Below are 26,130 nucleotides of genomic sequence, written 5' to 3' on the forward strand. Positions count from 1 at the left end.
ATAAACGCAGGTGGAAAATTGAGCGATTTTTCGCATGGCTCAATAAGTTTAAGCGAGTTATTACCCGCTATGACAGATATATCGAACATTACGAATCCTTTGTTCATCTCGCTTTTGTTATGATCTTATTAAGAAGGTATTATGAAATGAGTTCTAATATATTTGGCGTCAATAACAACCTAGTAAATGAAAAAGATTATTGTAGCACTATGCTTTATCAGTAGCAGCCTTCACGCACAGGAAGTACTGAAAGATAAGGTCCTGGAATGGACGGGCTCCACCTATGGAAATGGTTTCGGGCATAAAATTTATTCTGAAGACCCTGGCAATTTAACTTTACTCAATATTGCGGGGCGTCATAACAGCGCTATCTGGAGCAATATATTATCTATAACCAGCCAGGGGCGAGTAGGTATTGGCACTAAGCAACCCGTTGCTCCGCTGACAATTTATAACCAGGCAGGACAGGGACATCTGACCCTACAGGCAAATGATGATCCATCAACCCTTTCACGTGCTGATTTGGATTACCAGGTATCCGGCACCGGTCATGTAATAGGCCGGTTAGCCTCTTATTATCTGAGTAGCGGTGATGGAGGTTATGGAGGCCTGACTTTATGGACACGTAACGCCGGTCAATTACAGGAGCGTATGAGAATAGATCAGCAGGGTAACGTAGGCATAGGAACTTCGAAGCCCGTTGAGGCGCTCCAGATAGGTAGCTTTGGTAACAATACCAGTAAACTAAGTTTTCCGGGTACCTACAATTTTGAACGGTTTAATATTGGACAGACAAGTAATGGTAACCCCAGTATAGAGTTTGTTAATCACACCAGCCAGAGCGCTTCTTATGGTATTAAAATAGGTGCAAACATAGATCAATATGGGCAGGGATTATATATCGCAGCGGCGCCGGCAGCGGAGGCATACAGTTCTTTACAGTATGGTGCAGCTCCTGGTATATTTGTGAACACCGCAAATTGCGTTGGTATTGGTACTTCGAACACGGCCGGCTACCGGCTGGCAATCGCAGGCACTATGATTGCTGAAAGGATCAAGGTTAAACAGCAGTCAAACTGGCCTGATTATGTATTTAACGACCATTACACCCTCCCTTCTCTGCAGGAAGTAGAAAAGTTCATACAGCAAAACAAACACCTGCCTGAAATGCCGACAGCTGAGGAAGTACAAAAAAATGGGCTGGACATCGGAGAAATGAACAGGAAGTTATTGCAGAAAGTTGAGGAGCTGACCTTATATATCATCAATATCGAAAAGACAATGAAAAAGGATCAGGAGGAAAAGACTATTTTAAAACAACAAGTGCTGGACCTCTCCGGCGAAATACAACAATTGAAAAGAAAGTAACATGAACTGAAAAAGAAAACCGCTGAGGAAATCAGCAGTTTTCTTTTTCAGTTCTATATCTAACGATGCAGTATTGAAACAGCGACACCGTCGCCCTTTAACCACTATGCTACAACGGGGGCTTGTTCTTTCAATAAAAATGCCTCCACCGCGCTCATATATGCTTCAGGCTCCTCATACATAGGTGCATGACCTGAATATAGCATTTCAATGAAAGTTGCGTTGGGAATGAGCTCCGCACAGATCCTCCCTTCTGCCGGAGGATTCAGGCCATCGTATTTTCCGCTGATGACTACTGTTTGCGCTGTTACCTTATGCAGGTCTTCTCTGAAATCGAAACCCTCCAGTGCCTTGTTGGCAGCTGCAAACTGCTCCGGGGGTAACTGAGAATCAAATATCCCGATATATGCCCTCATGGCTTCCGCATCATAAGTGAAGTAGCGGAGCAGGTACAGAAATACCTCGTGCAGATTCATTCCCTGTATCTCAGCAGCATGTTCACTCATGAGCCGCTGTACGGAGGAAGTCAGGCCATTGGATTTAGGAACGGTCAGTATCAGTTTATCAATTCTATTTCCGGCGGCGATGGCCACACCCTGCGCAATGTAAGAGCCCATGGAAACACCTAATAAAGCAGTGACCGGCAACTCAAAATAGTTCATAACGCCGATGACATCATTGATGTGGTCCTGCAATGTGTATTGCGCTGGTTTGTCTGACTGGCCATGTCCGCGGCAGTCCAGTGCAATGGTTTTAAACCGGGAAGAAAGCCGGTTGGTTAGATTCTCTAAGTGGGCTTGCTCTCCACCAACGCCGTGGATGAGGATTACAGGATGTCCTTCGCCTTTGACAGATACATTCAGGTTGATTCCATTGATCTCGATTAGTGCCATATTGTTGTGAAATTTAGTGCAATTGAGCTTTGTCAGAAAGTGTGTTTTCTCATTGCTTTGACCTTGATCCTGTCTCGATTACAAAAGCTTTTAATCCGGTCATCTTTCCATCGCGAAATCGCCATACATCACAATAGGCGTAATCGATCATTTTCCCATGTTCGTTCTTCATACTGATTTTGCCTATTGCTGTGACAAATTCACCTTCGGCGATCAGGTTTTCGACCATGAACCTTGGGGGCTCCACGTATGTCTTTGCCATATACTGTCGAACAGCCTCCTTCCCTTGCAGCGTCATGTCGCCTACGAATGTCCATTCTGTGTCGTCAGTACAGAAAGACAGAAAGCCCTCATTGTCTCCTTCTGTAATAGCTGCATTTGCTTTTTCCAGGATTTCTTTGTTACTCAGATTCATGTGTATGCTTTAAGTGATGAAGTATTGTCTGCTGATACAGACATCAAGATATGAATCCTATATCGAAAATAGAATGATCTTGTGATAAGCACAGTAGAAGCTCCTCATTTCCTATATTTGGGATTTAGATATTAACAGGTATTTACTATGGATGCAAGGATCGCCCACAAGCTCTTACTGAAACAACATTGTGAGCAAATTTTCATGCAGCGTATTGCAATCACGCAGCAGGCTATGGATGATGCCCAGGCAGCGGCAAACCAGGAAAGTAAAAGCTCTGTCGGCGATAAATATGAGACTGCGAGAGCTATGAACCAGATGGAAAAAGATATGCACGCCAGGCAGCTGCTCGCACATCAACAAGACCTCCACGCGCTTCGGATGATTAATGTACAGTCCATATACGATGCCCCCGCTGTGGGAGCATTTGTACGGTCTACCACCACAAACTTTTTCATAGGTGCAGGCCTTGGCAAACAGGTCGTCGATGGGGAGCCTGTTATTTTCCTTTCGCCTGTATCACCGCTGGCACAGCAGCTAATGCGAAAAAAAGTGGGAGATGAATTTGAGTTCAAGGGAAAAAACAAGATAACAGCCATCTATTGAATGCTCTAAATTGTTTTAGTGATTACCTTTGCGGCGGTATAAATAAAATACATGAGTCAATTTACGCATATAAACCTACCGTTAAAAAACAAACTGACATTCACGGCTAACCCGGTGAACGTAGTGCCATTGCCGAATGGAGAGATACTGATGAACTTTGCAAGTCAGCCGCTGATTACAAAGCTCAATACCAACCATGAAATTGTATGGGAAAAAATCATGCAGGGACAGAATGCGAACTATGTAAGCAGCAAGTTGTCGGCCTCTTCTGATGGCCGTCTGATTGCTATTGCGGGTATGGTCGACATGCGTATTCTTGATGCAGAAGGAACCAGGGTATTACATACCGTAGAACATGGTTCCTGGGGCTTGGTCCTGGGCGCTGCCTGCTACTTCGCCAAGGATAACAAAACGATCTGGTATGTATTGCCTGGTGACGAAGATGACATGGATGAGCTACAGGTAATGGATGTTGCTACTTTTGAAGTAATTACATCTTACCCCCTGCTGGAGAGCCACCAACATGCCTATACATTTCATGCGACGCCGGACGATGACATTATCCTGCTGGAAGCGTCTGCAGGCCAGGAGCAAACCATCCTGATGCAGTTACAGCTGAACGACGGTATCATCTCCCTAACCGAACTTACCCAATGTGATGACGTCATTATGGGCAACTTTGCGCCATCCGGAAAGGAGTTTGTTATGGCTCCCCATTATGACGGACCACTGGAAATCTACTCCTTCCCTGAAATTGTAAAAGTAGCAGAGCAGGATCAGGCGGCTATTTTCGATGGCAGTAAAGACTTTCCCGCCTCCGAACCTGATAATATCAACTACAATGTATTCTTTGTAGATGATCATAACATCCTGGTGGTTTCTCAATTTGGGAGATTGTTATTGCTGGACAGGAAAGATTTACGCTGTAAGGCGGAGGTAATGCCGGAGGGTATTGAATTTACAGCATATGACCTGGACGGTCATCCTACTACTAACCCGGATTATGTCTATGATTACAGTAGCAATATCATCAATGTAATGATTGTGCATGGACAGCTATTGCTCACGACCGGTGATGGTCAGTTGCGCAGGTATGACCTACCCGTATGATAAAAAATATTAATGGTATCTAAATAAGCGGTGTTCAAGGTGTAATTTTTTAGCTTTGACACCGTTTATTTTACAGTCACTGACCAGTCAATTAAATTTTGATCCTTGTTGGCATACTTCAACCATTCGAAACGCTCAATTTCTGTACCTTCCTTTAACGCTACTTTATAACCTGGCGTATAGCATACTGTCCTGGATGCAGGTACACCAGCTCCTCATTGAAAACCGAAATATCCAAAAAAGAATTCCAAATATAAATTGCGATAATTATCTACTGTGAAGACAGTTGGCAGTAGTGCTTATTAATTTTGTATGCCTGATAAATGCATAGTATATGCGCGCCATTCGTTATCATCAACAAAATCATATTTAGAAAATATGCCGATTATCATTCCACTGTAGAACACCGGGAGGAGGTTGTTATATTAATACCGGTCCATATTGCTGTCAATTTGCGCTATTATCACGGACGCGGCTATCCTGTCAGCAGGAAGCGTCATACAGTTGGCGGAGAAAGACCTGAAATCTATCCAACGGAGAGAAATCCGATGTGGTAAATCATCGGCGGGATCAAAGTCAAACGGCGTATCACTGACCGGGACCTGCAAGGCAGTCAGCGGCTTAACGAGATAATAAATACTTATTACCTGTACATCATTCCTGAATGGGTAATTTTGTATAATGTCACTGGTATATACATGTTCAACGATGATTATATACTGGTCCAATTCTTCGTGCCATTCTCTTATCAAACAATCTCTCGTTGATTCTCCCAACTGCATCCCACCTCCGGGAAATTTAGTAAACAGCCTGCCATAATAATATTCATCGCACACAAGTATCTTTCCTGACTCATGAATCATGATTCCATAAACACGAACAGTAATTCCTGTTTCTTCCTGATCAGGGCTATTAGATTGTTTGTCTGTCATAATAAAAAGAGTATTATGATTAGAGATAGACGAGGCTGCAATCTTTCTATTTAAATATAAGAGAATCGGGTGCATTCCAACAATAACTGAAACCGTCAATATGGGGTAGTATTTCTAAGACATTTAAGTGTGTATTTTGCTCCACTACGGCCATAGGTTACATCAAGCACAAAAGCGGATTCATAGAGGTCCTAAGAGATTCAAAAACTAATACACAACCACAATTTCCAACTGCAATTCACCTTCAATTTCAGGCGACTAATTTTGCTCCGTCATACAATAGCGCGGCCTATACACAAATGCTACAGTGGATTTATCATTAACGTTTATAAAAATAAAAACATGAACGGAGCACAGATTATCGTTCAAACTTTATCAGAGGCAGGAGTAAATCTCTGTCTGGTTAATCCCGGCACTACCGAAGCACATCTTACAGAGTCCATCGGAAATCATCCAGGTATGAAATCCGTTTTAGTTTTGTTTGAAGGCATTGCTACCGGTGCGGCAGACGGGTATGCAAGAATGACTGGCAAACCGGCTTGCACCCTTCTGCATCTAGGCCCCGGATTGGCCAATAGTCTGTCCAATCTGCATAATGCCCGGCGGGCTGGCAGTCCTGTAATAAACATTATCGGCGATCACCCTCAGTATTTGCAAAAGTATGATAGCTTTCTAAGCAGCGACATTAAGGCAATTGCTTCCCCTTTATCAGATTGGGTCAGCGTTACGACAAGTGCACAAACGGTTCACAGCGACACCATTGGTGCTATATCGGCATCCATGAAATATCCAAGAGGCATTGCCACATTGATCGTTCCGGCTTCAGTAGCCTGGCAGCAGAGTTTTCTCTCGGATACCAAAGTCAGTTTTCAAAGTCCCTCCCCTGTAGATGAATCTGTAATAAAGGGCATAGCTCACATAGTGAGGTCCGGAAGAAAATCTGCTTTCCTGCTACGTGGCAATGCTGTCAACGAAGAGGGCTTAGAAGCAGCAGGCAGCATTGCTATGGCCACCGGCAGCCGCATCTTTATTGAAACCACTTGTCCGAGAATACAACGCGGCGCCGGTACCGTAGAGGTGGAACGTCTGCCATACCGTTATAATGACCTATATCGTTTTCTGGCAGACATTGAACATCTGATTCTCGTGGAAAGCAATATTCCCGGACCTCCATTTAGTTATTCAGACAGTCTGCCCGCAGTCATTCCTGCTCACTGCGCCATACATGTGCTGGCCCAGCCGCATGAAGATGGCTTGTTGGCCATGAAACAACTGGCCTCGGGCTTCGGAGCAGCAGGTAAAATGCCGCTTACTGTCTATGAAAAAACAGCGATACCGGCAGGTGCAACTCTCCATGCGGTTAGCATTATGCAAATGGTTGCAAAGTATCTACCGGAAGATAGTATCATCTGCGACGAGTCATTCAGTGGAGGATTTTCCAATTATCATATTACCACCCACGCGGCAAGACATGATTATTTACGGCTCAGTGGCGGTGCGCTCGGCAATATGATGGCGGGCAGTATCGGAGCGGCATTAGCATGCCCTGGCAGGAAGATCATTTGTTTAATTGGTGACGGCAGCGTTCCATTTTCTGTACAAGCGCTATGGACACAAGCCCGTGAACGGCTAAATATTATTACGATCGTATTTTCTGATAATGCATACTCCATTGTTAAAGATGAAATGAATCTGCAATGTAACGGCCCTTTCAATGAGAAAGTACGCGCCCTGCTGGAACTTACCAATCCTGTTATAAACTGGTCGAAAATAGCGCAGGGATTTGGGGTACAGGGAGGCCGCGCCACAACCTGCAACGAATTCGAAACCTTGCTTTTAGCTGCATTGAAAGAAGACGGTCCCTGGTTGATTGAAGCCATAATATAATTCAGATCATACGCACTCATTCTCATTTCACCTCACTTAATTTAAACTTATGAGTAGTATTAAAGCATATGCTGCTATGGCGCCAACAGCGCCACTTCAATTACATTACATCGAAAGAAAAGTGTTAGGCCCGCATGACATACAAGTTGAAATTCTATACTGTGGAGTGTGTCATACTGATCTCCATCTTGCCAGAAATGACTGGAATACTTCGATATACCCTATTGTTCCGGGTCATGAGATAATAGGCCGCGTCAGTAAAGTAGGCAGTATGGTTTCCAAATTTGTAAAAGACGACTATGCAGGAATTGGTTTCCTGTATGATTCCTGCCGTATCTGCAGTTGTTGCTCGTCGGGCAACGAACAGATCTGTGAGGAAGGTATCATAGCCACCTTTAATTCCTATGAAAGGTATACAGGCAATATCACTTATGGAGGGTTTTCATCCCAGATCGTGGTTGATGAAAATTATGCCGTAAAAATACCTGCTGAAATGCCGCTTGCACAAACGGCTCCATTATTATGTGCAGGTATAACTACCTATTCTCCGCTAAAGTATGTTGGTCTTTCAACAGGACATAAAATAGCCGTTTCAGGTTTAGGCGGATTGGGACATATGGCAGTAAAGTTTGCGGTTGCAATGGGTGCAGAAGTAACGGTAATAAGTACCTCTCCGAACAAAGCCTCAGACGCCCGGGAAATGGGAGCTCATCACTTTATTTTGTTGGGCCAACAGGATAACGGCATTCTTCCGGCCAGCCATTTCGATTATATTATCGATACTGTATCCGGCAAACGGGATTATACTTTACAACTTAATATGCTCAAACCGGAGGGCACTCTTATTGTTGTGGGGCTGCCCTCGCAGGACGCAACATTTGCTCCAGCATCCCTTGTTTTCAAACGCAGGAAGATACTCGGATCTTTTGTCGGAAGCATAACAGAAATGCAGGAAATGATAAACTATTGTGCCATCAACAAGATTTATTCCGAGGTAGAGACCATTCCTATCCAGCAAATAAATGTAGCTTTTGAACGAATGCTGAAAGGCGATGTCCGCTACCGTTTCGTTATAGATATGTCCTCGCTAAACAATGATCAATAAGTTCCTAACTCTTAAAAAATGAGGATACCCTTTTGGATATCCTCATTTTTAACTAACCTTCTCAGTTACCTAATTTACTAAAATTATTGCCGCGATGAGCTACAATCAGTGAAAGGTAGAACATGTGCCGCTCTTCCCGACATTTCTGCCGCCCGTTCTCTCCAAAGTCTGGCATTATTTGCAGTATTTGCATTCCCTAACGGGCGTCCCTGATCATCCTGCACATCGGGGTTAGAATAGTAGTTCACACTGTTGTTGCACATATGTGTTGCCCAGTGGCCATTATCATATCCCGCTGCATAAGGCCTTATACCAGGCTCACAATGGTTGCTTCCTAAATTATGCCCTATTTCATGGCGGTAAACGGTAGTCCAGTTTGCACCAGCTACAGCTACCCAACCAGGCATATTTCCGTAGCCTCCCGCTGACCCAGGTGCATTTGTAGGCTGTTGTACCAGGCATAGTAAATCTGCTCCGGTGCTGGCAACTCCGCTGGCAAACCATGTAGGTCCGTTATCGAGTGCAGCAGGAACCACGCCTGGATTATTAGGGTTTGTACCAGTGCCTACCAAACGTACTCTTACGTTGTCAACCAGGGAATTGGCAAGGCCGTTATTTACTGAAGCCACCATATCATTGGCATATGCAGTCAAATTACCGGCTCCGATACTTGCAACCGCCTGATTAGAATAGCCTACATATAAATCAATAATATAGATGCCATCACATAGCTCCCCGCTGGCAACAGCCAATTCTGTAGTGGCTTGTTTCGCGGAAGAGGATGCAGGTATAGCGTCTTTGTCATTCCTCTCAACTGGCTTTATAGCAGACAGCCGGAATGTATTATCATCTCTTTTAGATAACGTGTAGTTTACTTTATCAACACTAAAATCAGCAAAGACAGTATTATTCTTTGGGTCATCAATCAGCGTGAAATTCCGCATCTTTGAGGCCGGGCCTTTTGCCAGATCATCCTTCACTGTTCCCACATAAATATCTACTCCTCCAAATCCTTTGGATTTAGAAGTAATGGCTACCTGGTAGTTTTTACCTCCAGGCATGTTTAACTCGAAAGCGGTTGGAATCGTTCTATCACTGTTCTTATCTCTTTTAAAGCTTAACTCCACCTGGTAGGCGCTGATTTCTATCGCCGAAGGCGTTACGGATTTCATCTCTGTAAAAAAAGAAGCTCCTGCTAAGTCAGGGTTCTCGTTCTGTACGTTTTTCTTGCAGGAGTAGATGACCGCTGAAACCGTTATCAGTGCAGCCGCACTGATAACAACATTCTTAAATAGTGATTTTCTTTTCATGGTTATTATTTTTTATTAAAGGTTAGTTTACGATTGATTTATGGAGCACTTCATTCTCCACTTTGAGGAATTATCCTTCGTTTCCGACCCTGGTCCAGGTAATACTGATAGCAGTAGGCAGCCATTCAGCCTGGTATCTGTATACCGGCACTCTTGTATTTATACATACAGAATTATCTAAATAAGTGAGCTTTCAGGTGTATTCGCCTTGTGTTCTGTAGCCGCAGTTATTATCTCAATCTGACTTCGCTATTGATTACATTCAGATAATGGCTCCAGAGAGAATAAAAATCGATATGGTATTCATGCCAGTACTTACTGGTTTGCAGAAGTGATTCATATACTCACCACAGAAAAAAGAGATTTGAATAGTTTAGCTGGTTTTACTTATTGTTCACTGATTTGAAAAATTAAAATCCTGTTTTGGTCGATGGGTCTTCACTTAGTATTGCTGATTTCAGGAGGGGCGTATATAAAGGTCTTCATTTACACTACAGCACTTTGTTTTTTTCATTGCGAAACAAATTTAACATGGAATCCTTACGATCAATACACCAATATTAATTAAGGCTTTGCAAATATTAACCCGAAAAGATGAAATCGATTACATATCGAGACTTTATCGCTCTTCTTTCTATCATTTTTCCGGGTGGGGTCTATTGATATGCAGATAAGCAGTGCAGCTTCCCTGCAGGAGAGTCAGCATTCATAGAAACACTAACTGGTTCAATTACAAATCATAAATGACGAATGATGAGTGAAGTTCAAATCCCGCACTCAGCGGGTTCTTCACTCACCATTTATTTACCATCAGTCCCTGGCACTGATAATGCTCAAGGCCTCCAACAGATCAGGATCTCTTTTTGTAACAATATCCAATGGTGTCAATAACACCGTATAGTCTGGCATTATACCGTGTCCATACGTTGGGCGCCTGATTACCGATACTACGCGCAACAACGGAAAATCTATTACTACGCCGGTATTCGGCAGCGTTAAATGCTGAATGGACCCACCGCTGCATCCTTCAGACCCGCCGGCTGTTTCACGTCCGATAAAGGTTGCCTTCCTGCAGTTTTGCTTAATAACAGCGGCGGTATGAGCGCCTGACGAAAAAGTGGCCCCATCAATCAGTACAATCAGGTCACCGTTGTAATGATATTTTTTATCCAGGTTGGTTTTCTCGAGCAGATTCCCAAATGCAGGCTGAAATGCCACCGGGTAATGCTCATTCTTCTTTATGCCTGTTGGCTGGAAGCTTTGGAAAAAGCTTTCCATTCCGGAGGAATCAAAATATGCGGTAAACCTTGTTTTGCCTGGATCTGGCACCCTTGCCCACAGATCTCCTACCATTTGAAACGGGTTATCGGCCAGGTACGTCATCAACTTTGCGGCGATTCTGATATCGCCGCCTGTATTATGTCTCAGATCAATTATCAGGTGCTTTACTCCTTTTTCCCTTATTTCCTTAAATGTCTTTTCGAAAATCACCGTATCCTGATACTGGTAGCTGTGTACTTCGAAACAGGCCGCAGCCGAATGCCGGAGAAAACGTAACGGCAGGTAATCTGTGTTGACAGCGCTGCTCCAGTTTTTATAATTGTCGACCTCCTTAACGGTCGACTGTAATGATTTTCCTGTGGTATCAGCAGAAATTGTTTTTATCGCTCCCTGCGAGGTTTTAAATGTAATGTGGTAAGGTGGTTTCCACCGGTAGTATTTATTGCAGGCATCTTCAAAGCCATCGTATTCACTTAGAAAAAGCTCCTTGAAAGTCTGGTTGTTTCCATCAGCAGCATAAAGATCACCCCCATGTTTAATAATATCCGCGACCGGTACGTTGTTAATACTTAATAGCTCGTCACCTGTCTGCATAGTTGTTAACCGGCTGGTGGTTATCCATACTCTTCCATTTTGTACCAACACCTGGAAAGGTAAATGTGGCGCGCTGTATGTAGATGAAGGCTGATAATTTACTGAGTGCTTTACCTGTGTATGTCCACATTTCAGCGCGCTGACGAAAGGATAAACAACGTCAATAAACTCATCTTCAGACAAGGGCCGGGAAAGCGCATTAACCGTCGTACTGTAGAGCCGCTGTAAACTATCTCCGGAAGTATATAGTCCGTAGGCAGGATGAATCTCTTTAAAAGCGTCGCACAAAACTAAAAGGTCTTTTTGCATTCCTTCTACTGGCAATAATGCCCGGCTGGCTGCTGTCATGGTGGTAGTCTTTTCAGACTGGGCATAGCTGCCATTGCTGGCAGCAACAGCTAATGTAAGGCATGTAATAAAAAGGGACTGACGCATTCTTTATGCTTTGCTTTTATAATCGTTGTAGTGACGAAACGCTGGTTACAGTGTATAGATAATGGTTGCTGGTATCCACCGGATTCCTGCCATCTATGCGGTACCAGTAAAAACGGATTTCCTACAAAATAATACATTACCGGCAATTATGGACATCAGGCGGCAGAAGCCTCTCTCCGGATCACCGAAACGGGCAGTGAATCTCAGCAAGGGCATTTCTCTTCAGGCCATGCAAACCCTTCTCCTCCATGCAGGTATCTATCCGTCTCTTGTAAATAAAATGTATTTACTCCCTGAAGGCCGACTCCCGCATAATACAGGAATTTATCCACGTGTTCCTGATATTCACCAAACTCGCGATAGTCTCTATGTAAGGTGATCATTTCTTCCAAATCCGCATTATGCATACGGAAAGCCTCTTCACAAGCCTCTTCTAGTGACAGATGATATTCCCGTTGCAGCACAAGGACCAAGTTAAACACTTCCGTTCCCTTCGCTATTTCCTTTGGCAGAGAATGGATATCATTTTGCCATGCAACAACTCTCACAATCAAAGATATGATCCTTTGAAGAATGGGATGCTCAATAATATGGTCTGGCAGGACAAGGCCCGATTCAATCTCACCTAAGACTAAATATGGATGCATGAGAACGGAATACTCACGAATGGCTTTGTAAAGTGTAAGAGAAGGAGGCCGTTGCTTTATTTTAAAAGAATATTCTAACTCAATCCCGTATCTGAAGGATTTGTAGAAATAGTTAATGAAGCGATTCATCCATATTTCAGGCATAAAAGCCCGGAATTCGTCTCTAAGGGTCGCCAAATGTTGATAAAGTGCATTTTCGTCGGGCCCTGGTTGCTCACCTTTAAGAATAGCTGTACAGCGGATCCGTTGCTGTTGGATTTCCTGAAGGGAGGAATGTTCCAATTGATCGTCGAGGACAACATATTGGAGCATGAACCTGTTGCAGGGAATAGTTTGCTCATACGTCAAATCGGGCCACATACAAGCTGTACAGGCATGCAATCGCATCTTCTTGTATTTCTCCCGCTGTATGTCAGTCAGAAAAGTGTAATCATTGTCGATCCAGGAATCCATATCCCTGCCCATTTGCTCTATATGTGGGTTTACGAGATTGGGCCATGGATAATAATTTAAAGGAAGATAATTGCTGGATTTGTATTCTTCAGGTTTCATATTATAACTGAAGTTAAGCGATAAATGTTTCCTCCATATACCCCAAAAGGCTTTTACTTTTAAATTGAATAATCAAATTCCTGTTTCGCTGCCTGCGTGTCAGATAATCCCACATCGGAAAAGGGTAATAACCGACAGCGTATTGTTTCTCTTGTGGTATTAATAATGGTGTGGCTAATCATTTTTTTGAGTAGCGAGTCGTTGTATTATTCTTTACTATTTTATTTAAATCGTTGCTCCAAAAATAAAGAGGCTTACTGCAACAAGTTGGCAATGAGTCCATACTTTATTTTTCATCCGCTGTACCCAAGGGCAAAAAGACAACTTTAACCGCGGGTGATTTTACTGTTCATAATCCAGGTACCTTCATCTGAATATTTCCGCCAATTTATTTTCGAGCTCCCCTCCGCGCAGATTTTTGGCAATGATCTTTCCCTGTGGATCAATCAGTATATTTTGCGGAATACTCTTTAGCCCGTATAACCGGGTCACCTCTCCATCAAATCCTTTCAGGTCAGATACGTGTAACCAAGATAGCCGGTCAGCTGCGATAGCATCCAGCCACTTCTCCTTTTTATCATCCAGGGATACGCTCAGTATATCGAATTTTTTTCCTTTGTACTTATTATATGCGAGAAGCAGACCAGGGTTCTCTTTACGACAAGGCCCACACCAGCTTGCCCAAAAGTCGACCAGTACGTACTTTCCTTTTCCCACGAGATTACTGAGCTTTACCAACTTCCCGTTTACATCTGGCAATGTAAAATCAATGAAAGGCTGACCTATTGCAGTTTTTCTGATTGTTTCCAGTTTGTTTCCCAGTCTTACCCCCTTAGGAGTCTCCCTGAGCGATTTATCCAGTGCATCGAACAGTGACATCTCCTCCTCGCGGTTCAGGATTATGCCCTCGTCGCCATGTGAAATCAGCTCATCGAGGCTAATGATACTAGTGGGATGGTCAAGAATGAATGTTTTGGTAATGCGGCCCATAGCAATACCCACTTCTTCAGACTTACCATACAGGGAATTTAACATTACAGAATCCTTATTTTTCCTTGCTTTACTTATAGCCTCCCTCAGGCTATCCTCCTTTAGATAAAGCGGGCCTAATGTAGTACAGAATTCCTCGAATAATTCCTGAGTAGGGCCTCCTCCTTTAACAGTGCGATTATCAAGATGCACGAAATCACCTTCAACCTTTATATCAGAATTATCCAGATAAATGGTTGTCCAGGCATTGGGAATCGGGAAAGTAATATCCGCTCTTACAGGCCCACCTGTCCGGCCACGGAATGTAAATACTCCATTTTGGGAAGTAGTAGTGTCGCGAATAGACACACCGTTAGAGGAATACCATAGTTCTATCCGTTGATCTCTCAACCCAGTAAATTTACCTGTCAGCGTAAATCCTTTTGTTTGTGCCATCATGCTTAAAGTAAAGAATAAAAAAAGTGGTGATGACAAGAGATAATATTTAACAAGTTTGCTCATAAAATAAATATGTTTTTTTGGCAATTATTATTTCTAACGATTATGGATTAATTCTTTCAGTTTCATATTCAGGGCGCTCCCCTGGAGATTTCGGGCCACTATCCTCCCCTCAGGGTCAAAGAGCACATTCTGGGGAATTTCATATATATTATATAAATGTGCCGCCTCGTTATCGGTACCCCGTAGATCAGATACCTGTGTCCAGGTAAGATTGTCCGCTTCTATAGCATCCATCCATTTGGTTTTATCATAGTCCAGTGAAACGCTCAGAATCTCAAATCCCTTTCCCTTATACTTATTGTATGTATCAACCAAAACATTATTTTCATTGCGACAAGGGCCACACCAGCTCGCCCAGAAATCCAGCAGGAGGTATTTCCCTTTGAAATTGCTTAATTTAAGTGGTTTCCCACTGGTATCAGCCATCGTAAAATCTGTCATGTGCTGTCCAATAGCATTTCTTTTCAGGATCAGTGTACGATCATAGATAACTGCCCATCTAGCCAACCTGCGTAGTGAGCTGTCCAGCCCCTGAAGCAATTGCAGTTTTTCATCACCGGTAATACTGCTACGCTCATCTGAAGGAGAAATTAATTCGTCGAGGCTTACTATGCTGGCGGGATGCTCCCGGATAAATACCTTTACAACGGCAGCTATTCCTGTTGATACGCGCTGCTCAAAAACGCCTCCTCTATTGGCAGAATCTTTGTAAAATGGTATCAGTTGCAATTGCAATGCTCTATACTGATTTTGTATTACTCCTCCCTGTGCTATAATAGTGTTGTTATTCTCTGCGGCACCTCTTACTATTACCTCCCCTCCCTCCAGGTATAATTTTATTCGATGGCCCGAGGAAGTAATTAATTCTGCTCTTACCGGTTCAGCCACCGTTCCTTTAAAAAAGAACGTACCCCTCCTGCTGGTAGTTGTGTCGATGATATGCCCTATATCTCCTACATAATGAAGTCTCAATAACTGATCTTTCATGTCCTTTACATATCCTTTGATAATAAAATCCCTGGATTGAGCCATTACAAATGGCTGCACCATCATCATCAAAAAAAACGGCAATGCCAGACATACAACAAAAGGTTTCATTTACTTAATTGTTTATTTAAAAAACAGAGAAATAACTCTCCCGAACCCGTCAAATGATTTCACCGGTATATTCCCAGCATCCTTATCTGCTGAGAAAACGTACACCTTTCCTTTATCTCCATTATAAGTAGCAGCGTAAAGCAAGTCCCCGTTGTGGACGTCATTTGCTTTAGAGAACATAACAGCGGTAATCGTTTCTCTGATATCAAAGGTATACACAGGTATGGCCGTATTGGTCGTGTAGTCATACATGTAGAGCTGGTTACCTGCAGCATAATACAGGTATGGCTGACTTGTAGACGCTGCCATGATGCTGTCAGTGCCTAATCCCGGGGCTTTTGCAGGATCGATCCGGTTGTACCCGGCAACAACTGAGGCATCTGTCGCTCCACTATGTATAAGATAGGAATACAGGTTGCCCGTTCCGTCTTTCATAATCCATATACTGTTATCATCAGAAGATGAAGAGGCAAAGATGCAATGCTGATGAATGCTGTCCAGGTTAAAAGCACCACCGTCATCGAAAGAATAAGCATGCAGTTCGCCACGCATAAACGGGGCGTATAGAAACCGGCCATTTTTCTCATCATAACAGGTAAGTAATGCTCCTCCGGAATTGGTTGCAATTGCCAGAAAAGGAGCCAGAAAATAATCTCCTGAGTATGGGGACGAAAACCGGAGTGTTGTAGCATCAACACTGTTGTTACTGGAATAAAGGAGACCGTTGCTGATACAGAAAGCGTTTTGTTTGGTTGCCGCAAAGTAAACCGGAGCGTAATCCTTGGGCAACGGAGTAAAAAGCTTCGATAAATTCCCCATCTTCAGTGGCTGTTCAGAATAAAGTTCCACGGGATCGCTACCAGCAAACACGAACAGGTATTGCTGCCGTTTATTATTGTCTTCAAAATAACTTCCCGACAAGCTTCGTAGGGGGAACTGGAGCAACGCACCACCGTTAAATGCAGTATACTGAGCGTGATAACTGCTATCCTTCAGGTTAATAAAAGATATGTCACCTCCTTTACTGCCAGTTTCCAACAGATAAAGTCCGCGATACTTCGAATAGATGACAATATTTATTGCCCAACTGGAAGTAATACCGGTTGTTTCATCCCTTACAAAAAACTCCAGTGTATATGTACCGGGAGACTGTGTCAGCACTGTTTTCAACACTTTTCCTGAAGCGATCTCTTTGCCGGTATCTGCAATAGCAGGAGCATCAACCGGTCCGAAACGCCAGTGGTAAGTATAAGTTCCACCAGGAAGTAACCCCTGTATATCATCCGGACTTAATTGTAATGAGTCTCCCTGCAACAGCTGAATGACAGTGTCCAGTCCCTTAATGGTAATTTCATTAATATTCTTGTATCTGTAATTACCCTTATCCTTGTAGCATCCTGAACTGAGCAGTGATATTACCGGCACGAGCATATGAAAGAAGTAAAACAAAGTATTGGAACGCATCTTCATAAACAAATAAAATATAACGGTAAAAACAATCAGCGTTGTGGTAACTGCACCTTTTCACCGTTCTCATCATACATTGCCCCGTGGAGCTTTTCATAGGCCTGTAGTGCATCATATACCTGTATATAATATCCGTACATGATATCCTTTCCGGGGGAGCTGTCTGGCCAGTTTGGTTTCCCTGTTGCTTTTATGATAAACTTATACTTGGCAGCGCTATAACTACCAAAGAACGAAGCCATATAACTGTCATCGCCTTCCCAGCCATAGGGCTTTTTCAATATGTCATTTATCCTTATCACGTAATCAGGCGAATAATCATAATTATTTACATCATAAATGTATTTAAGATCCATGCTGAAATATTGATTGGCGCCCATGTGCAGGTATAATCTCACTTCCTGTTCTTTGAGGTCTGGCGTACGTTTAACCACTACCGGAAAGTTAGCAACGAAAGCATTTGCTTTTATGGCGCCGGGCAGCAATTCATAATGCACGGCTGCTTTAGCTGTACTTTTGGCGGGATCGGCCTCCAAAGGAATTGGACGATCAACTGACGCTATATTACCTGCTATGTACATGGGGAGGTAAATTGTGTCAATCACTTTATCATCCATTTGTAAAGCGAATGAATAGGTCATAGAATCCCTCTCTTCCTCAGGCAACATGCCCTTTTCAATATATACCCCACTTCCTCCCTTATACAGCATTGGCGCTGACTTTTTACAGGAGGTTACCAGTGGTATAAATGCTATCCATAGGAAACAATAGCCCGCAGAACGAATATCATACTTGCACGTATCTCTCATATGTATCATTTATTGGTTACGATATTGTATTTCATCATCAGGCAACGGAAAAACATAGGTGTCTGCGCTCATCTTTCTTGTACCCCAGGGAATGACCTCCTTATTCAATCGCTTGTAATAGTAGAATAACTGCCCTTCTGCATAAAACTCCTTCCGGTACTCTGCAGTAATTGCATCCCTGATGTTGTTCAGATCCGGGTCCAGTTCCGGCAATCCACGATGCTTACGTACGCTATTCAGATACGACCATTGCGAAACTGAATCAACGGCAGTCTCTGACGCTATATAATACATCTCTGACAAACGGATCAAGGGCATCTGGTTTTTCATTGCCAGCCTGGTCACTCCCACGCTCTGAGCGTACTTTGAAGTAAGGACAATATCTCCACTGGCTACCTGCAACTCGCGCCGGTAATCCGCCATACCATCCTTTTCCACATCATAAAGCTCATTGATCGCATCTGGTGTCTGGTAAAGCAGTTCATCAGGAAGATAGTTTAGGGTAACATCCCTTGCAAAGCAGCCGTCTGACCATGTTTTCAACTTGGAGATGCTGAGCGCGAACACGTGTTCGGTAGCGTAAGTCGGGTCCTGGCCGCGCCCGGATTGGGTTACAAAAGGGAAATAGCCTGAGTTGATAACTTTTACAGCATATTGATATGCATTACCCACGTCCCCTTTGTACAGATATATTCTTGCCTGCAACGCCAGTGTAGCCCAATAATTAAAATGATTACGACTATAGGCAGCAAATCTATCGTTGTTCTCTGTATAGATCTGCTGGCTCCCTTCCAATAATTTTTCAGCGGCTTTCACATCATCGAGGCATTGTGCAACTACAGCAGAGACAGAACTGAATGTCGTGACCGTTTTCTTGTATTTTGTTACATAAGGTATACAAGAGACAGCGCTGTTACCTACCCCGGCCGGGCCAAACATGCGCAACAGGTCGAAATGCAGAAAAGCCCGCAAACCCAACGCTTCCCCCTTTATCCGTGCATAGTGGTCTTTTGTAAAAAGATCATTATGCTGATCTATCTGCTCCAGTATATTATTGATATTGCCAATACTGCGATACATATTGCTCCAGATATCAGCAAGAACCACTTTCAATTTATCGTTCCCGTAATCATAATTGAAATAAGGAGCTAAATCATAATCACCCTTTTGGTATTGTTGTGCCAACAGATCGAGTGTTTTCATAGTAAGACTGACACCATACAGCGTATCAATACTCAGTTGCATATAAACGCCAGTCAACGCATCTTCAAACCCTGATTCACTTGAAAAAAGGTCTGCCTGTTTGATAACAGTATCCGGCCTTACATCCACCCACTTTTTGCAGGAACTACATAAAAGGATAAGAAGTCCTCCGTAAATGATAAATCTATTCTTCATTCCTTCATCGTTTTATTTAGCTATCAAAAAAAGGTGGTGCCGAACTTAAGGGTAAAGCTTCTTGCAAATGGATAATCTACTCCGCGCTCCCTGGTGATCGTGGATATGTAAAAAGGGTTTGCCATATAAAAGTCCAGTCTGGAATTAGACATTTTAAACCGTTTCAGCCAGCTATCCGGCAGACGGTAGGTTGCGGACACGCTAGCCGCTTCTAACAAATACTCTGTCTGTACAAACCGGGTGGTAGGATAGGTATCAGAATAATCATGACCATTGGAAATGGTATGCTTATACGGCGAATTATCGCCAGGCCGCAGCCAGGCATCCGTGGTACGGACATCCCTGTTCAGATCTGCACGGGCATTCTCCACAAGCCCCGCGAGTGTCTGATTATACAATTTCGCCCCTATGCGGTACGTAAGATAGAGGTTCACGCTAAAGCCCCGGAAGTCTATCCCGGTGGAAATAGTACCAGATAGTTTGGGTAATGTGTCTCCTGCGATTATTTTATCAGCATGATACCATGAATAAGTCTGTCCCCCATCTTTAGCACGGAATAGTTCCCGGCCATTCGCAGGATCAATGCCCAGGCTATTATATAACCAGAGGGCACTGAGCGAAGCTCCCTCCTCATAATCACTCTTAGGCAGATGTCCATAGTATAACCCTGTTTCTTTCAATGATTCATTTACATGTGTAATGATGTTGGTATTATGAAAGGCCGATACTCCAAGACGCCAGTAAAAACCTTTCCGGGGATCTTGCAAGACAACTCCATTTATGCCAACCTGCCAGCCTGTGTTTCTCAACGCCCCGATATTTTCCATGTAGTTGGAGAATCCCACTGATGGTGGTGTGGGCAATGGTAATATGAGATCCTTTGTGGTATTATAATAATATTCAGCTATAAAGGTCAATCTATTCTTAAACAAGGTACCATCGACACCAAGATTCCGTTTAAGGGTCTTCTGCCATCCCAGGTCAGCATTACCATATCCCACCAGGTTGGCCCCCTGCATACCCGCGTATGTTTGTGTTGTATTATACTGATAGATAGTCATACCCATATACGGTGGAAAATTTTGTGCCCCCACCGTTCCAATGGTCGCCCTCAGTTTCAGGTAATCAATCCATTTTAAAGTATGCAGGAATTTCTCCCTGTGCAGGTTCCAGCCGGCGCCGACCGACCAGAAGGGAGCAACGCTGCGGTTAGTGCCGAACTGCGATGAAACATCTACACTGCCTGAAAAATCAAGCAAATAGCGGTTATCATAAATATAGCTGACATTAAAACGTCCGCTGGCCATACGTTCCAGACCAGAAGTACCAGATGGGCGGGAATCAGGTTGATACTGCCCACCAAAAATAAAGCTGGCAGCCCTGTCATTGGGAAAGCCGACTGCCGTTGCTGTTACCTGATTACTACGGTTTTCTTCCAGATAACCATTGCCGATAACATACAGCAGGCTTTTATCAAATGACTTCCGGATATCAAAACCTATGGAAGCAGTGTAACCTGTGCTTTTGCCTGTCCCCAACGTATAGCTCCCTTTTTCTTCAGCTGGTTTTCCATCGAAATCAGTGTGATCTGCGGGTTTAAAATTATGGTCCTCTGTATTCATACGGTTATAGGTGAACTGGCCCGTGAAACGCAGCCAGCCCAGTGGCGTCCATTCTACCCTGAGGTTTTCAGATACGTTGAATGCAGTTGTATAATTTTCTGTTGGTAATGTCGCATTGTAAAGCGGGTTAGCTATTGAGGACGAGCTATCATTATAGAAATATTTCCTCACAGGCCGCCCACTCTCGTCAAATGGCCGCCAGTAAGGATTAAGCTGTGTGTAATCCCTGAACTCCCCATAAGGAGAATTGACACCCTTAGTACTATTAATCGCCAGGTTATTACTAAATAATAATTTCTCGTTCCGGTATGTTAGTGTAACGCCTCCGTTCAATTTATTACGGGCTGACCCCTTCATTACTCCCGGGATGTTCTGATAACCAAGATCAATCCCATACCTCATAACATGGTCTCCTCCTTCCAGGTAAAGGGAATGCGTGCTGCCAATAGCAGTCCTCAATGGCTGAGACAACCAGTAAGTATTCACTCCTTCCGCTGCTTCCTTTTGCAACTTACGATAATCAGCATCCAGTTTCAGCTGATCTTTCAGGCTGTTCTTCCCACTTTCACCCCGATCACCGTACATCCTGTAGCCAGTATATAATCCAACTGCTTTTTCATATGCAAGCTTTTGCTCCGTGTTCATCAACTGATAGCTGGTCAAATCAGGAATGGATACCTGTAAACCGCCTATATAACTCAGCCGGATATGCCCTTCCTTTGGTTGTCTTGTATCTATTACAATCACACCGTTAGCTGCGCGCGAACCATACAATGATGTAGCAGCCGCATCTTTCAGGATAGAGATTTTGTCCACCCGGTTCATGTCAAGGTCAAAAATCCGTTCCAGCGAAACCTGGAAACCATCCAGTATGAACAGGGGTGCATTAGGATTATCTCCATATACACTCTTCAGACTGGCGCTGGTGTTGCGCGTATCCTGAGCGGGGAAATTATTCTGCCCCCGCAGTTGCACGTTTGGCAGATGATTGGGATCTGATCCTCTATAAATATCTTCAGGGATCTGAAAAGCAGGGTCCAGTATACTGATAGCCTGAAGAATATTCTGAGGCGCTACCGTCTTTAACTCATCAGCTGTAATTGTTCTGGCGGAACCGGTAAAGCTTTCTGCCGGCCGCTTATAGATCCCTGTTATCACTACATTTTTCAATTCGCTGGACTTTGCAACAAGCCGTATGACAAGGTCTTTGTTATTCTTAACCGTAATTTCCTGTGGGTTATAGCCAATATGTCTTACATTCAACACCACACCCCCCAAAGGTGTACTTAACCGGAAATTGCCATCTTTATCCGCTACAGTTCCCTGGCTATTACCTTTCACACACACGCTGGCTCCCGGCACTGGCTCATTCCCATCCTCAGCAATGATCCTGCCCCTTATTATCCTTTGTGCGTTGGCCGCGGGAAGGGAGTCAACAGGTGTTTTTCGCTGTGTACCGGAAGCTGACGATTTTGTAATGCTAAAGGTTTTGCTATCATACCGTTGATACTGAAGACCGTGAGGCCGGAGGATAACTGTAAGCGCCTGTTCTACATCCATATGTTCGCCGGCAGGCAGCTTATAATCCGAATATTTGCTTGTCACCACCTCCTCCGAATAAAGGATATGCACCCTGCATCTACTTTCCACCGCTTTTAATACATCTTTTAGCGTTGTTTGAGATTGCCGGCAGCTCATGGATAACAATTCAGGCTGATTTACCGGGATGTCAGCGCTGGCTTCACTCACAAGATGGCATAAGAAGACCAGTAGCAAATAGTTTTTGCTCATTAAACACAGATTATTTGGTTGGATTAATAGTAAAAGGGGGGCTATTTTCTGCTGATACTTAACTTCTTGTCATTCTGTTGTATCCTGATATTCAACACGCTTGCAATTACCTCTAACAGCAGCTTACCATTGGAGGCATCAAAAGTACCGCTTAGTTCTTTTCTCAAAATAGTATCATCATTCACTTCTACCTGGTATCCATAGTTATCTTCCAGCAGTTTCACTACAGATGAAAATGGAGTACGGTCAAACTCCAATACACCATTTCTCCAGGAAGCATATTGCATAACATTCACATTTTCTTTTGTCTGTTTGCGATGTACATAATCGTATGTGATCATGTCTCCAGGCGACATGTCCGCCGGCTCAAACAAAGCTTCTGACTGTCTATGCAATCGCACTTTTCCCTTTTCCAGGACGACCTGCGTAATACCTGCCCTGTCCTTTACATTGAAAGAGGTACCCAGGACCTGTATTGTGGCTTCATTACCTGTATGTACAATAAATAACTCATTCTCCTTTATGGCTCCTCTCCGATGTATATGTTTCACATCAAAGAAAGCTTCGCCGCTCAGCCATACTTCTCTTGCCTGTGCAGCCTTCCATTGTGCTGCATACGTCAACCTGGAATTAGCATTCAACCATACGTCAGAACCGTCTGGCAATATCAGGTGTTTCGTACTGCCATAACCATTATATATCACCTGCATGGAGGAAGCCCTGGTGCCTGAAAAATACCAGAGAGCACCTGTAAGGATCAATATCAGCACTGATGCTGCCACCCCCCATCTCCAGCGTAACAACGGAAGCCTGTCAACATTGTTATCAGCATTTTTGTACGCATGTTTCACACCTTTATTTCCTTTCTGGTTATGAAGCATGAAATACATTTTACTCTCCTGGTTCACAGGAAGCTTTTGCACCAGTGCCTGCCAGCGTAAATCCTGCTCAACGCCGGCACGATATAGATCCTTTAAATCCGAAGTTAATAAGTCAGTATTTATAAGTGAATACAACAATTGCCTGTTCTGATCCGACTGATCCAGCCAGTTATTCAGCTCTGCCGCCTCCTCAACGGTAATTGTCTGCTGTATATACCTGCTGATCAATGCAGCGATTCTATCTGTATCAGTATTATGCATAAGTATCAAACTATCCCGAGAATAAATATAAAACGACGACAAGAGTCAATCGGGTGAAACGCAGGGCAATTAATCAATATCCCCCAGGTCAAGGCGAAATCTGAGCAGTTGTAGTGCGCGCTGTTTCTGTGTTTTAACCGTATTCACCGATACTCCCAGCTGTGCGGCAATCTCATGATTCTTCAGCCCTTCTTTAAGGCTCAATGTGATTACTTCCCTGCATCTGTGAGGTAAAGAATCAATAGCATCTTTCAATTGCCGCAGTACTTCAACCTGTATTATTCTATCTATTATTATACTGCTCTCCTCCATTACGTGGCTGCTCCTGAACAAGTAGCGTTTTCGGACCTCCTGATGTTTGAGCCAATCCAGGCACAGGTTTCTGACCGTTTTATAAAGAAACGCCTGCGCCGTGGAGGGGGTATAAAATTCACGCCGTTCCCAGTACCTGATAAAGGTTTCCTGCACCAGATCTTCAGCTGCTTTCCTGCACCCGGTCAGCTTACCTGCAAAAAGGCAAAGCGCAGCGAACCGGCTATCAAACAGTTCTTTGAATTCCAGCATATCCCTGGATGGGGCCGGAGTTGTCAGTGATGTCTTAGATTGCATATTACTCAACAGATCATATCGTTAGAACAAAGCATGTGCATACCCAGCGTGCTGGATAATGACGTCAGAATCGTTGGTGTATGAAATAGTATCTTAAATACCGTTAGTTAGGCTCCCGAATATTATAGTCATTCACTGAATAAGTTGGATCTACAAACATAATCCTCCCCGATCATGCTACAAACAGACGCCTATACAATTTACTAATATTTAACATTTTTTTACAATAGCTAAACAATTATTCGCATTCACGCTTAGTAATGGCAGGACGTCTACCAACCTCATTAAAGGTTACAAGTACCACCACAACTATTAATTGTCTTATTGACATCTAACGCACCAAACAACACTTATTCTTATAAACGATCTTATAGTCCAATCGAATGAAAAGGTGCATATTTTTTCTAAAAATGGTCTGTTTAGCAGAAAAAATGGTCTGCAATATCATAACCGGTAGAGAAACTTCTATTTACTCCGACACGAAAACATGAGATACCAATGGATATCGGTCGGGATTTCTGTCAGTGCTGATAGTTAAATTTAGAATAATAGGGAATAAAGACTTATCCCCTCATTATATAACTGTTCAATGCCAACGATAGTTATTTGTAGCTTATTATTATTATTATTATTGATTCACTATAGTAAAACGATCTGCGATGCCAATCAGGTGAAACAGGAGGTAATAATGGGGAATAAAGATTTACTCCCCCATTCTATTTATCAACCATTCTCGACTGAACAAGTCTTTACTTCCAGCTAGTAATACTCAATTAAATATCTCTGCAAGTAGATCTTCAGGCACACCGCAGTAGTCTTCGTAAAAACCTATCCCCTGTCAAATTATTACTATAATAACTCTAACTAAATAATTATTCTCATTATCTGCGGATAGCCGGTTAAAAAATCAGGAGATAAAGAATTATCTCCTTTTTCATGATCAACGATTCTATACGAGTAATGCGAACCCCAGACAAAATTCTTTCCTACATAACCTATTTCAATGCGCTATCCTTTCCGCAAACCCTCATCTGGTACAGCAACCGGATACATTCCCTCCACTGCCGTATAACACGCGCCAGTGCTGAAAGAATCTCCCCTTAATGTTACACTCCCCCGGTAGGTGGCAAAACCATCCGGACTGTTGGAGCTTATGTACATTACGGCCTACAACTAATATATCACTGTATATAGAACGATAAGGAATATAAACAGGGTGAATTGCCGCACTCACTCACCTAAGAGCTGTGTTGTGTCGTTATATATTGACGAATCATATTTCCTTCACCTGACCGAGATGGATAATATTGCCTCCGTTATAGTACTCATGGGGCATAACAAAGGTTCAACATAAAATGGGGAACGAAAGTTATTCAGGAACTATCGTTCCAAAAGATTTCATCATCCCAATCTCCAATTTCATTTTAAAACAGTATTGTCCGACTAAAATAAGTGAATAAAGCATAAAAAAAGGGGGCAAGCCCCCCAATAGTTTCTATGTTTGGGTTACCACACCTTAAACGTAAAAACTTGGATAAAGATAAAAAATTTACCGGACAGCCGATTTT

The 26,130-nt window shown here is 43.2% G+C and carries 19 protein-coding genes; 5 read left to right on the top strand and 14 right to left on the bottom strand.

All coding sequences use genetic code 11. The annotated features are described in order from the left end of the window. Positions 1–186: 186 nt before the first annotated feature. The gene (locus tag VM802_RS26500) at positions 187–1,368 is read left to right on the top strand and encodes a hypothetical protein (protein ID WP_325536416.1); all 1,182 of its coding nucleotides are present in this window, start codon (positions 187–189) and stop codon (positions 1,366–1,368) included. Between the two features lie 104 nt (positions 1,369–1,472). Here the strand turns inward: VM802_RS26500 and VM802_RS26505 are convergent, their stop codons facing one another. Together VM802_RS26505 and VM802_RS26510 are read right to left on the bottom strand one after the other, a co-directional pair. Beyond that, positions 1,473–2,261, bottom strand: coding sequence for an alpha/beta fold hydrolase (locus VM802_RS26505; protein WP_325536418.1), 789 nt, complete (start codon positions 2,259–2,261; stop codon positions 1,473–1,475). A gap of 49 nt (positions 2,262–2,310) precedes the next feature. After that, the gene (locus tag VM802_RS26510; protein ID WP_325536420.1) at positions 2,311–2,676 is read right to left on the bottom strand and encodes a nuclear transport factor 2 family protein; all 366 of its coding nucleotides are present in this window, start codon (positions 2,674–2,676) and stop codon (positions 2,311–2,313) included. Positions 2,677–2,823: 147 nt separating this feature from the next. Here VM802_RS26510 and VM802_RS26515 point away from each other — a divergent pair, with 147 nt between their 5' ends. Beyond that, positions 2,824–3,282: a hypothetical protein gene (locus VM802_RS26515; RefSeq protein WP_325536422.1), complete on the top strand. Its 459-nt coding sequence runs from the start codon at positions 2,824–2,826 to the stop codon at positions 3,280–3,282. Between the two features lie 51 nt (positions 3,283–3,333). Next, positions 3,334–4,392 carry a WD40 repeat domain-containing protein gene (locus tag VM802_RS26520; protein WP_325536424.1) on the top strand — a complete coding sequence of 353 codons (1,059 nt, stop codon included), beginning with the start codon at positions 3,334–3,336 and terminating at the stop codon, positions 4,390–4,392. Between the two features lie 425 nt (positions 4,393–4,817). Here VM802_RS26520 and VM802_RS26525 read toward each other — a convergent pair whose 3' ends face one another. Next, the gene (locus tag VM802_RS26525) at positions 4,818–5,324 is read right to left on the bottom strand and encodes an NUDIX domain-containing protein (RefSeq protein WP_325536426.1); all 507 of its coding nucleotides are present in this window, start codon (positions 5,322–5,324) and stop codon (positions 4,818–4,820) included. A 342-nt stretch (positions 5,325–5,666) separates the two neighbouring features. Here VM802_RS26525 and VM802_RS26530 point away from each other — a divergent pair, with 342 nt between their 5' ends. Next, positions 5,667–7,211, top strand: coding sequence for an acetolactate synthase large subunit (locus tag VM802_RS26530; RefSeq protein WP_325536428.1), 1,545 nt, complete (start codon positions 5,667–5,669; stop codon positions 7,209–7,211). A gap of 49 nt (positions 7,212–7,260) precedes the next feature. Next, positions 7,261–8,316, top strand: a complete 1,056-nt coding sequence (locus VM802_RS26535; protein WP_325536430.1) for an NAD(P)-dependent alcohol dehydrogenase — start codon at positions 7,261–7,263, stop codon at positions 8,314–8,316. An 83-nt stretch (positions 8,317–8,399) separates the two neighbouring features. Here VM802_RS26535 and VM802_RS26540 read toward each other — a convergent pair whose 3' ends face one another. The 11 genes from VM802_RS26540 to VM802_RS26590 all read right to left on the bottom strand — a co-directional run bounded on the left by VM802_RS26540 (position 8,400) and on the right by VM802_RS26590 (position 24,562). Next, on the bottom strand, positions 8,400–9,626 hold the full coding sequence (locus VM802_RS26540) for a zinc metalloprotease (RefSeq protein ID WP_325536432.1): 1,227 nt from the start codon (positions 9,624–9,626) through the stop codon (positions 8,400–8,402). An 810-nt stretch (positions 9,627–10,436) separates the two neighbouring features. Next, on the bottom strand, positions 10,437–11,936 hold the full coding sequence (locus VM802_RS26545) for a S41 family peptidase (RefSeq protein WP_325536434.1): 1,500 nt from the start codon (positions 11,934–11,936) through the stop codon (positions 10,437–10,439). Between the two features lie 203 nt (positions 11,937–12,139). Next, positions 12,140–13,135 carry a terpene synthase family protein gene (locus tag VM802_RS26550; RefSeq protein ID WP_325536436.1) on the bottom strand — a complete coding sequence of 332 codons (996 nt, stop codon included), beginning with the start codon at positions 13,133–13,135 and terminating at the stop codon, positions 12,140–12,142. Positions 13,136–13,501: 366 nt separating this feature from the next. Next, complete coding sequence (locus VM802_RS26555) at positions 13,502–14,626, bottom strand: redoxin domain-containing protein (RefSeq protein ID WP_325536438.1); 1,125 nt, start codon at positions 14,624–14,626, stop codon at positions 13,502–13,504. A gap of 33 nt (positions 14,627–14,659) precedes the next feature. After that, positions 14,660–15,724, bottom strand: a complete 1,065-nt coding sequence (locus VM802_RS26560) for a redoxin domain-containing protein (protein WP_325536440.1) — start codon at positions 15,722–15,724, stop codon at positions 14,660–14,662. A 12-nt stretch (positions 15,725–15,736) separates the two neighbouring features. Further along, positions 15,737–17,194, bottom strand: coding sequence for a PKD-like family lipoprotein (locus VM802_RS26565; RefSeq protein ID WP_325536442.1), 1,458 nt, complete (start codon positions 17,192–17,194; stop codon positions 15,737–15,739). Between the two features lie 29 nt (positions 17,195–17,223). Then, positions 17,224–18,000 carry a DUF4843 domain-containing protein gene (locus VM802_RS26570; protein ID WP_325536444.1) on the bottom strand — a complete coding sequence of 259 codons (777 nt, stop codon included), beginning with the start codon at positions 17,998–18,000 and terminating at the stop codon, positions 17,224–17,226. Between the two features lie 9 nt (positions 18,001–18,009). Beyond that, a complete protein-coding gene (locus VM802_RS26575) occupies positions 18,010–19,398 on the bottom strand; it encodes a RagB/SusD family nutrient uptake outer membrane protein (protein ID WP_325536446.1) in 1,389 nt (462 codons plus the stop codon). A gap of 23 nt (positions 19,399–19,421) precedes the next feature. Next, the gene (locus VM802_RS26580; protein WP_325536448.1) at positions 19,422–22,811 is read right to left on the bottom strand and encodes a SusC/RagA family TonB-linked outer membrane protein; all 3,390 of its coding nucleotides are present in this window, start codon (positions 22,809–22,811) and stop codon (positions 19,422–19,424) included. 41 nt (positions 22,812–22,852) lie between these two features. Then, positions 22,853–23,953 (bottom strand): FecR family protein, encoded by a 1,101-nt coding sequence (locus tag VM802_RS26585; RefSeq protein WP_325536450.1) that lies wholly within the window; start codon positions 23,951–23,953, stop codon positions 22,853–22,855. A 69-nt stretch (positions 23,954–24,022) separates the two neighbouring features. Then, positions 24,023–24,562, bottom strand: a complete 540-nt coding sequence (locus VM802_RS26590) for an RNA polymerase sigma-70 factor (protein WP_325536452.1) — start codon at positions 24,560–24,562, stop codon at positions 24,023–24,025. Between the last annotated feature and the right edge of the window lie 1,568 nt (positions 24,563–26,130).

It is taken from the genome of Chitinophaga sp. (genome assembly GCF_035538455.1).
Taxonomy (GTDB): domain Bacteria; phylum Bacteroidota; class Bacteroidia; order Chitinophagales; family Chitinophagaceae; genus Chitinophaga.

Coding starts and splice junctions, on each gene's coding strand:
- VM802_RS26520 (WP_325536424.1), top strand. CDS start 3,334: ATGAGTCAATTTACGCATATAAACCTACCGTTAAAAAACAAACTGACA.
- VM802_RS26570 (WP_325536444.1), bottom strand. CDS start 18,000: ATGAGAGATACGTGCAAGTATGATATTCGTTCTGCGGGCTATTGTTTC.
- VM802_RS26530 (WP_325536428.1), top strand. CDS start 5,667: ATGAACGGAGCACAGATTATCGTTCAAACTTTATCAGAGGCAGGAGTA.
- VM802_RS26515 (WP_325536422.1), top strand. CDS start 2,824: ATGGATGCAAGGATCGCCCACAAGCTCTTACTGAAACAACATTGTGAG.
- VM802_RS26545 (WP_325536434.1), bottom strand. CDS start 11,936: ATGCGTCAGTCCCTTTTTATTACATGCCTTACATTAGCTGTTGCTGCC.
- VM802_RS26575 (WP_325536446.1), bottom strand. CDS start 19,398: ATGAAGAATAGATTTATCATTTACGGAGGACTTCTTATCCTTTTATGT.
- VM802_RS26585 (WP_325536450.1), bottom strand. CDS start 23,953: ATGCATAATACTGATACAGATAGAATCGCTGCATTGATCAGCAGGTAT.
- VM802_RS26500 (WP_325536416.1), top strand. CDS start 187: ATGAAAAAGATTATTGTAGCACTATGCTTTATCAGTAGCAGCCTTCAC.
- VM802_RS26535 (WP_325536430.1), top strand. CDS start 7,261: ATGAGTAGTATTAAAGCATATGCTGCTATGGCGCCAACAGCGCCACTT.
- VM802_RS26510 (WP_325536420.1), bottom strand. CDS start 2,676: ATGAATCTGAGTAACAAAGAAATCCTGGAAAAAGCAAATGCAGCTATT.
- VM802_RS26505 (WP_325536418.1), bottom strand. CDS start 2,261: ATGGCACTAATCGAGATCAATGGAATCAACCTGAATGTATCTGTCAAA.
- VM802_RS26555 (WP_325536438.1), bottom strand. CDS start 14,626: ATGAGCAAACTTGTTAAATATTATCTCTTGTCATCACCACTTTTTTTA.
- VM802_RS26580 (WP_325536448.1), bottom strand. CDS start 22,811: ATGAGCAAAAACTATTTGCTACTGGTCTTCTTATGCCATCTTGTGAGT.
- VM802_RS26590 (WP_325536452.1), bottom strand. CDS start 24,562: ATGCAATCTAAGACATCACTGACAACTCCGGCCCCATCCAGGGATATG.
- VM802_RS26565 (WP_325536442.1), bottom strand. CDS start 17,194: ATGAAGATGCGTTCCAATACTTTGTTTTACTTCTTTCATATGCTCGTG.
- VM802_RS26540 (WP_325536432.1), bottom strand. CDS start 9,626: ATGAAAAGAAAATCACTATTTAAGAATGTTGTTATCAGTGCGGCTGCA.
- VM802_RS26525 (WP_325536426.1), bottom strand. CDS start 5,324: ATGACAGACAAACAATCTAATAGCCCTGATCAGGAAGAAACAGGAATT.
- VM802_RS26550 (WP_325536436.1), bottom strand. CDS start 13,135: ATGAAACCTGAAGAATACAAATCCAGCAATTATCTTCCTTTAAATTAT.
- VM802_RS26560 (WP_325536440.1), bottom strand. CDS start 15,724: ATGAAACCTTTTGTTGTATGTCTGGCATTGCCGTTTTTTTTGATGATG.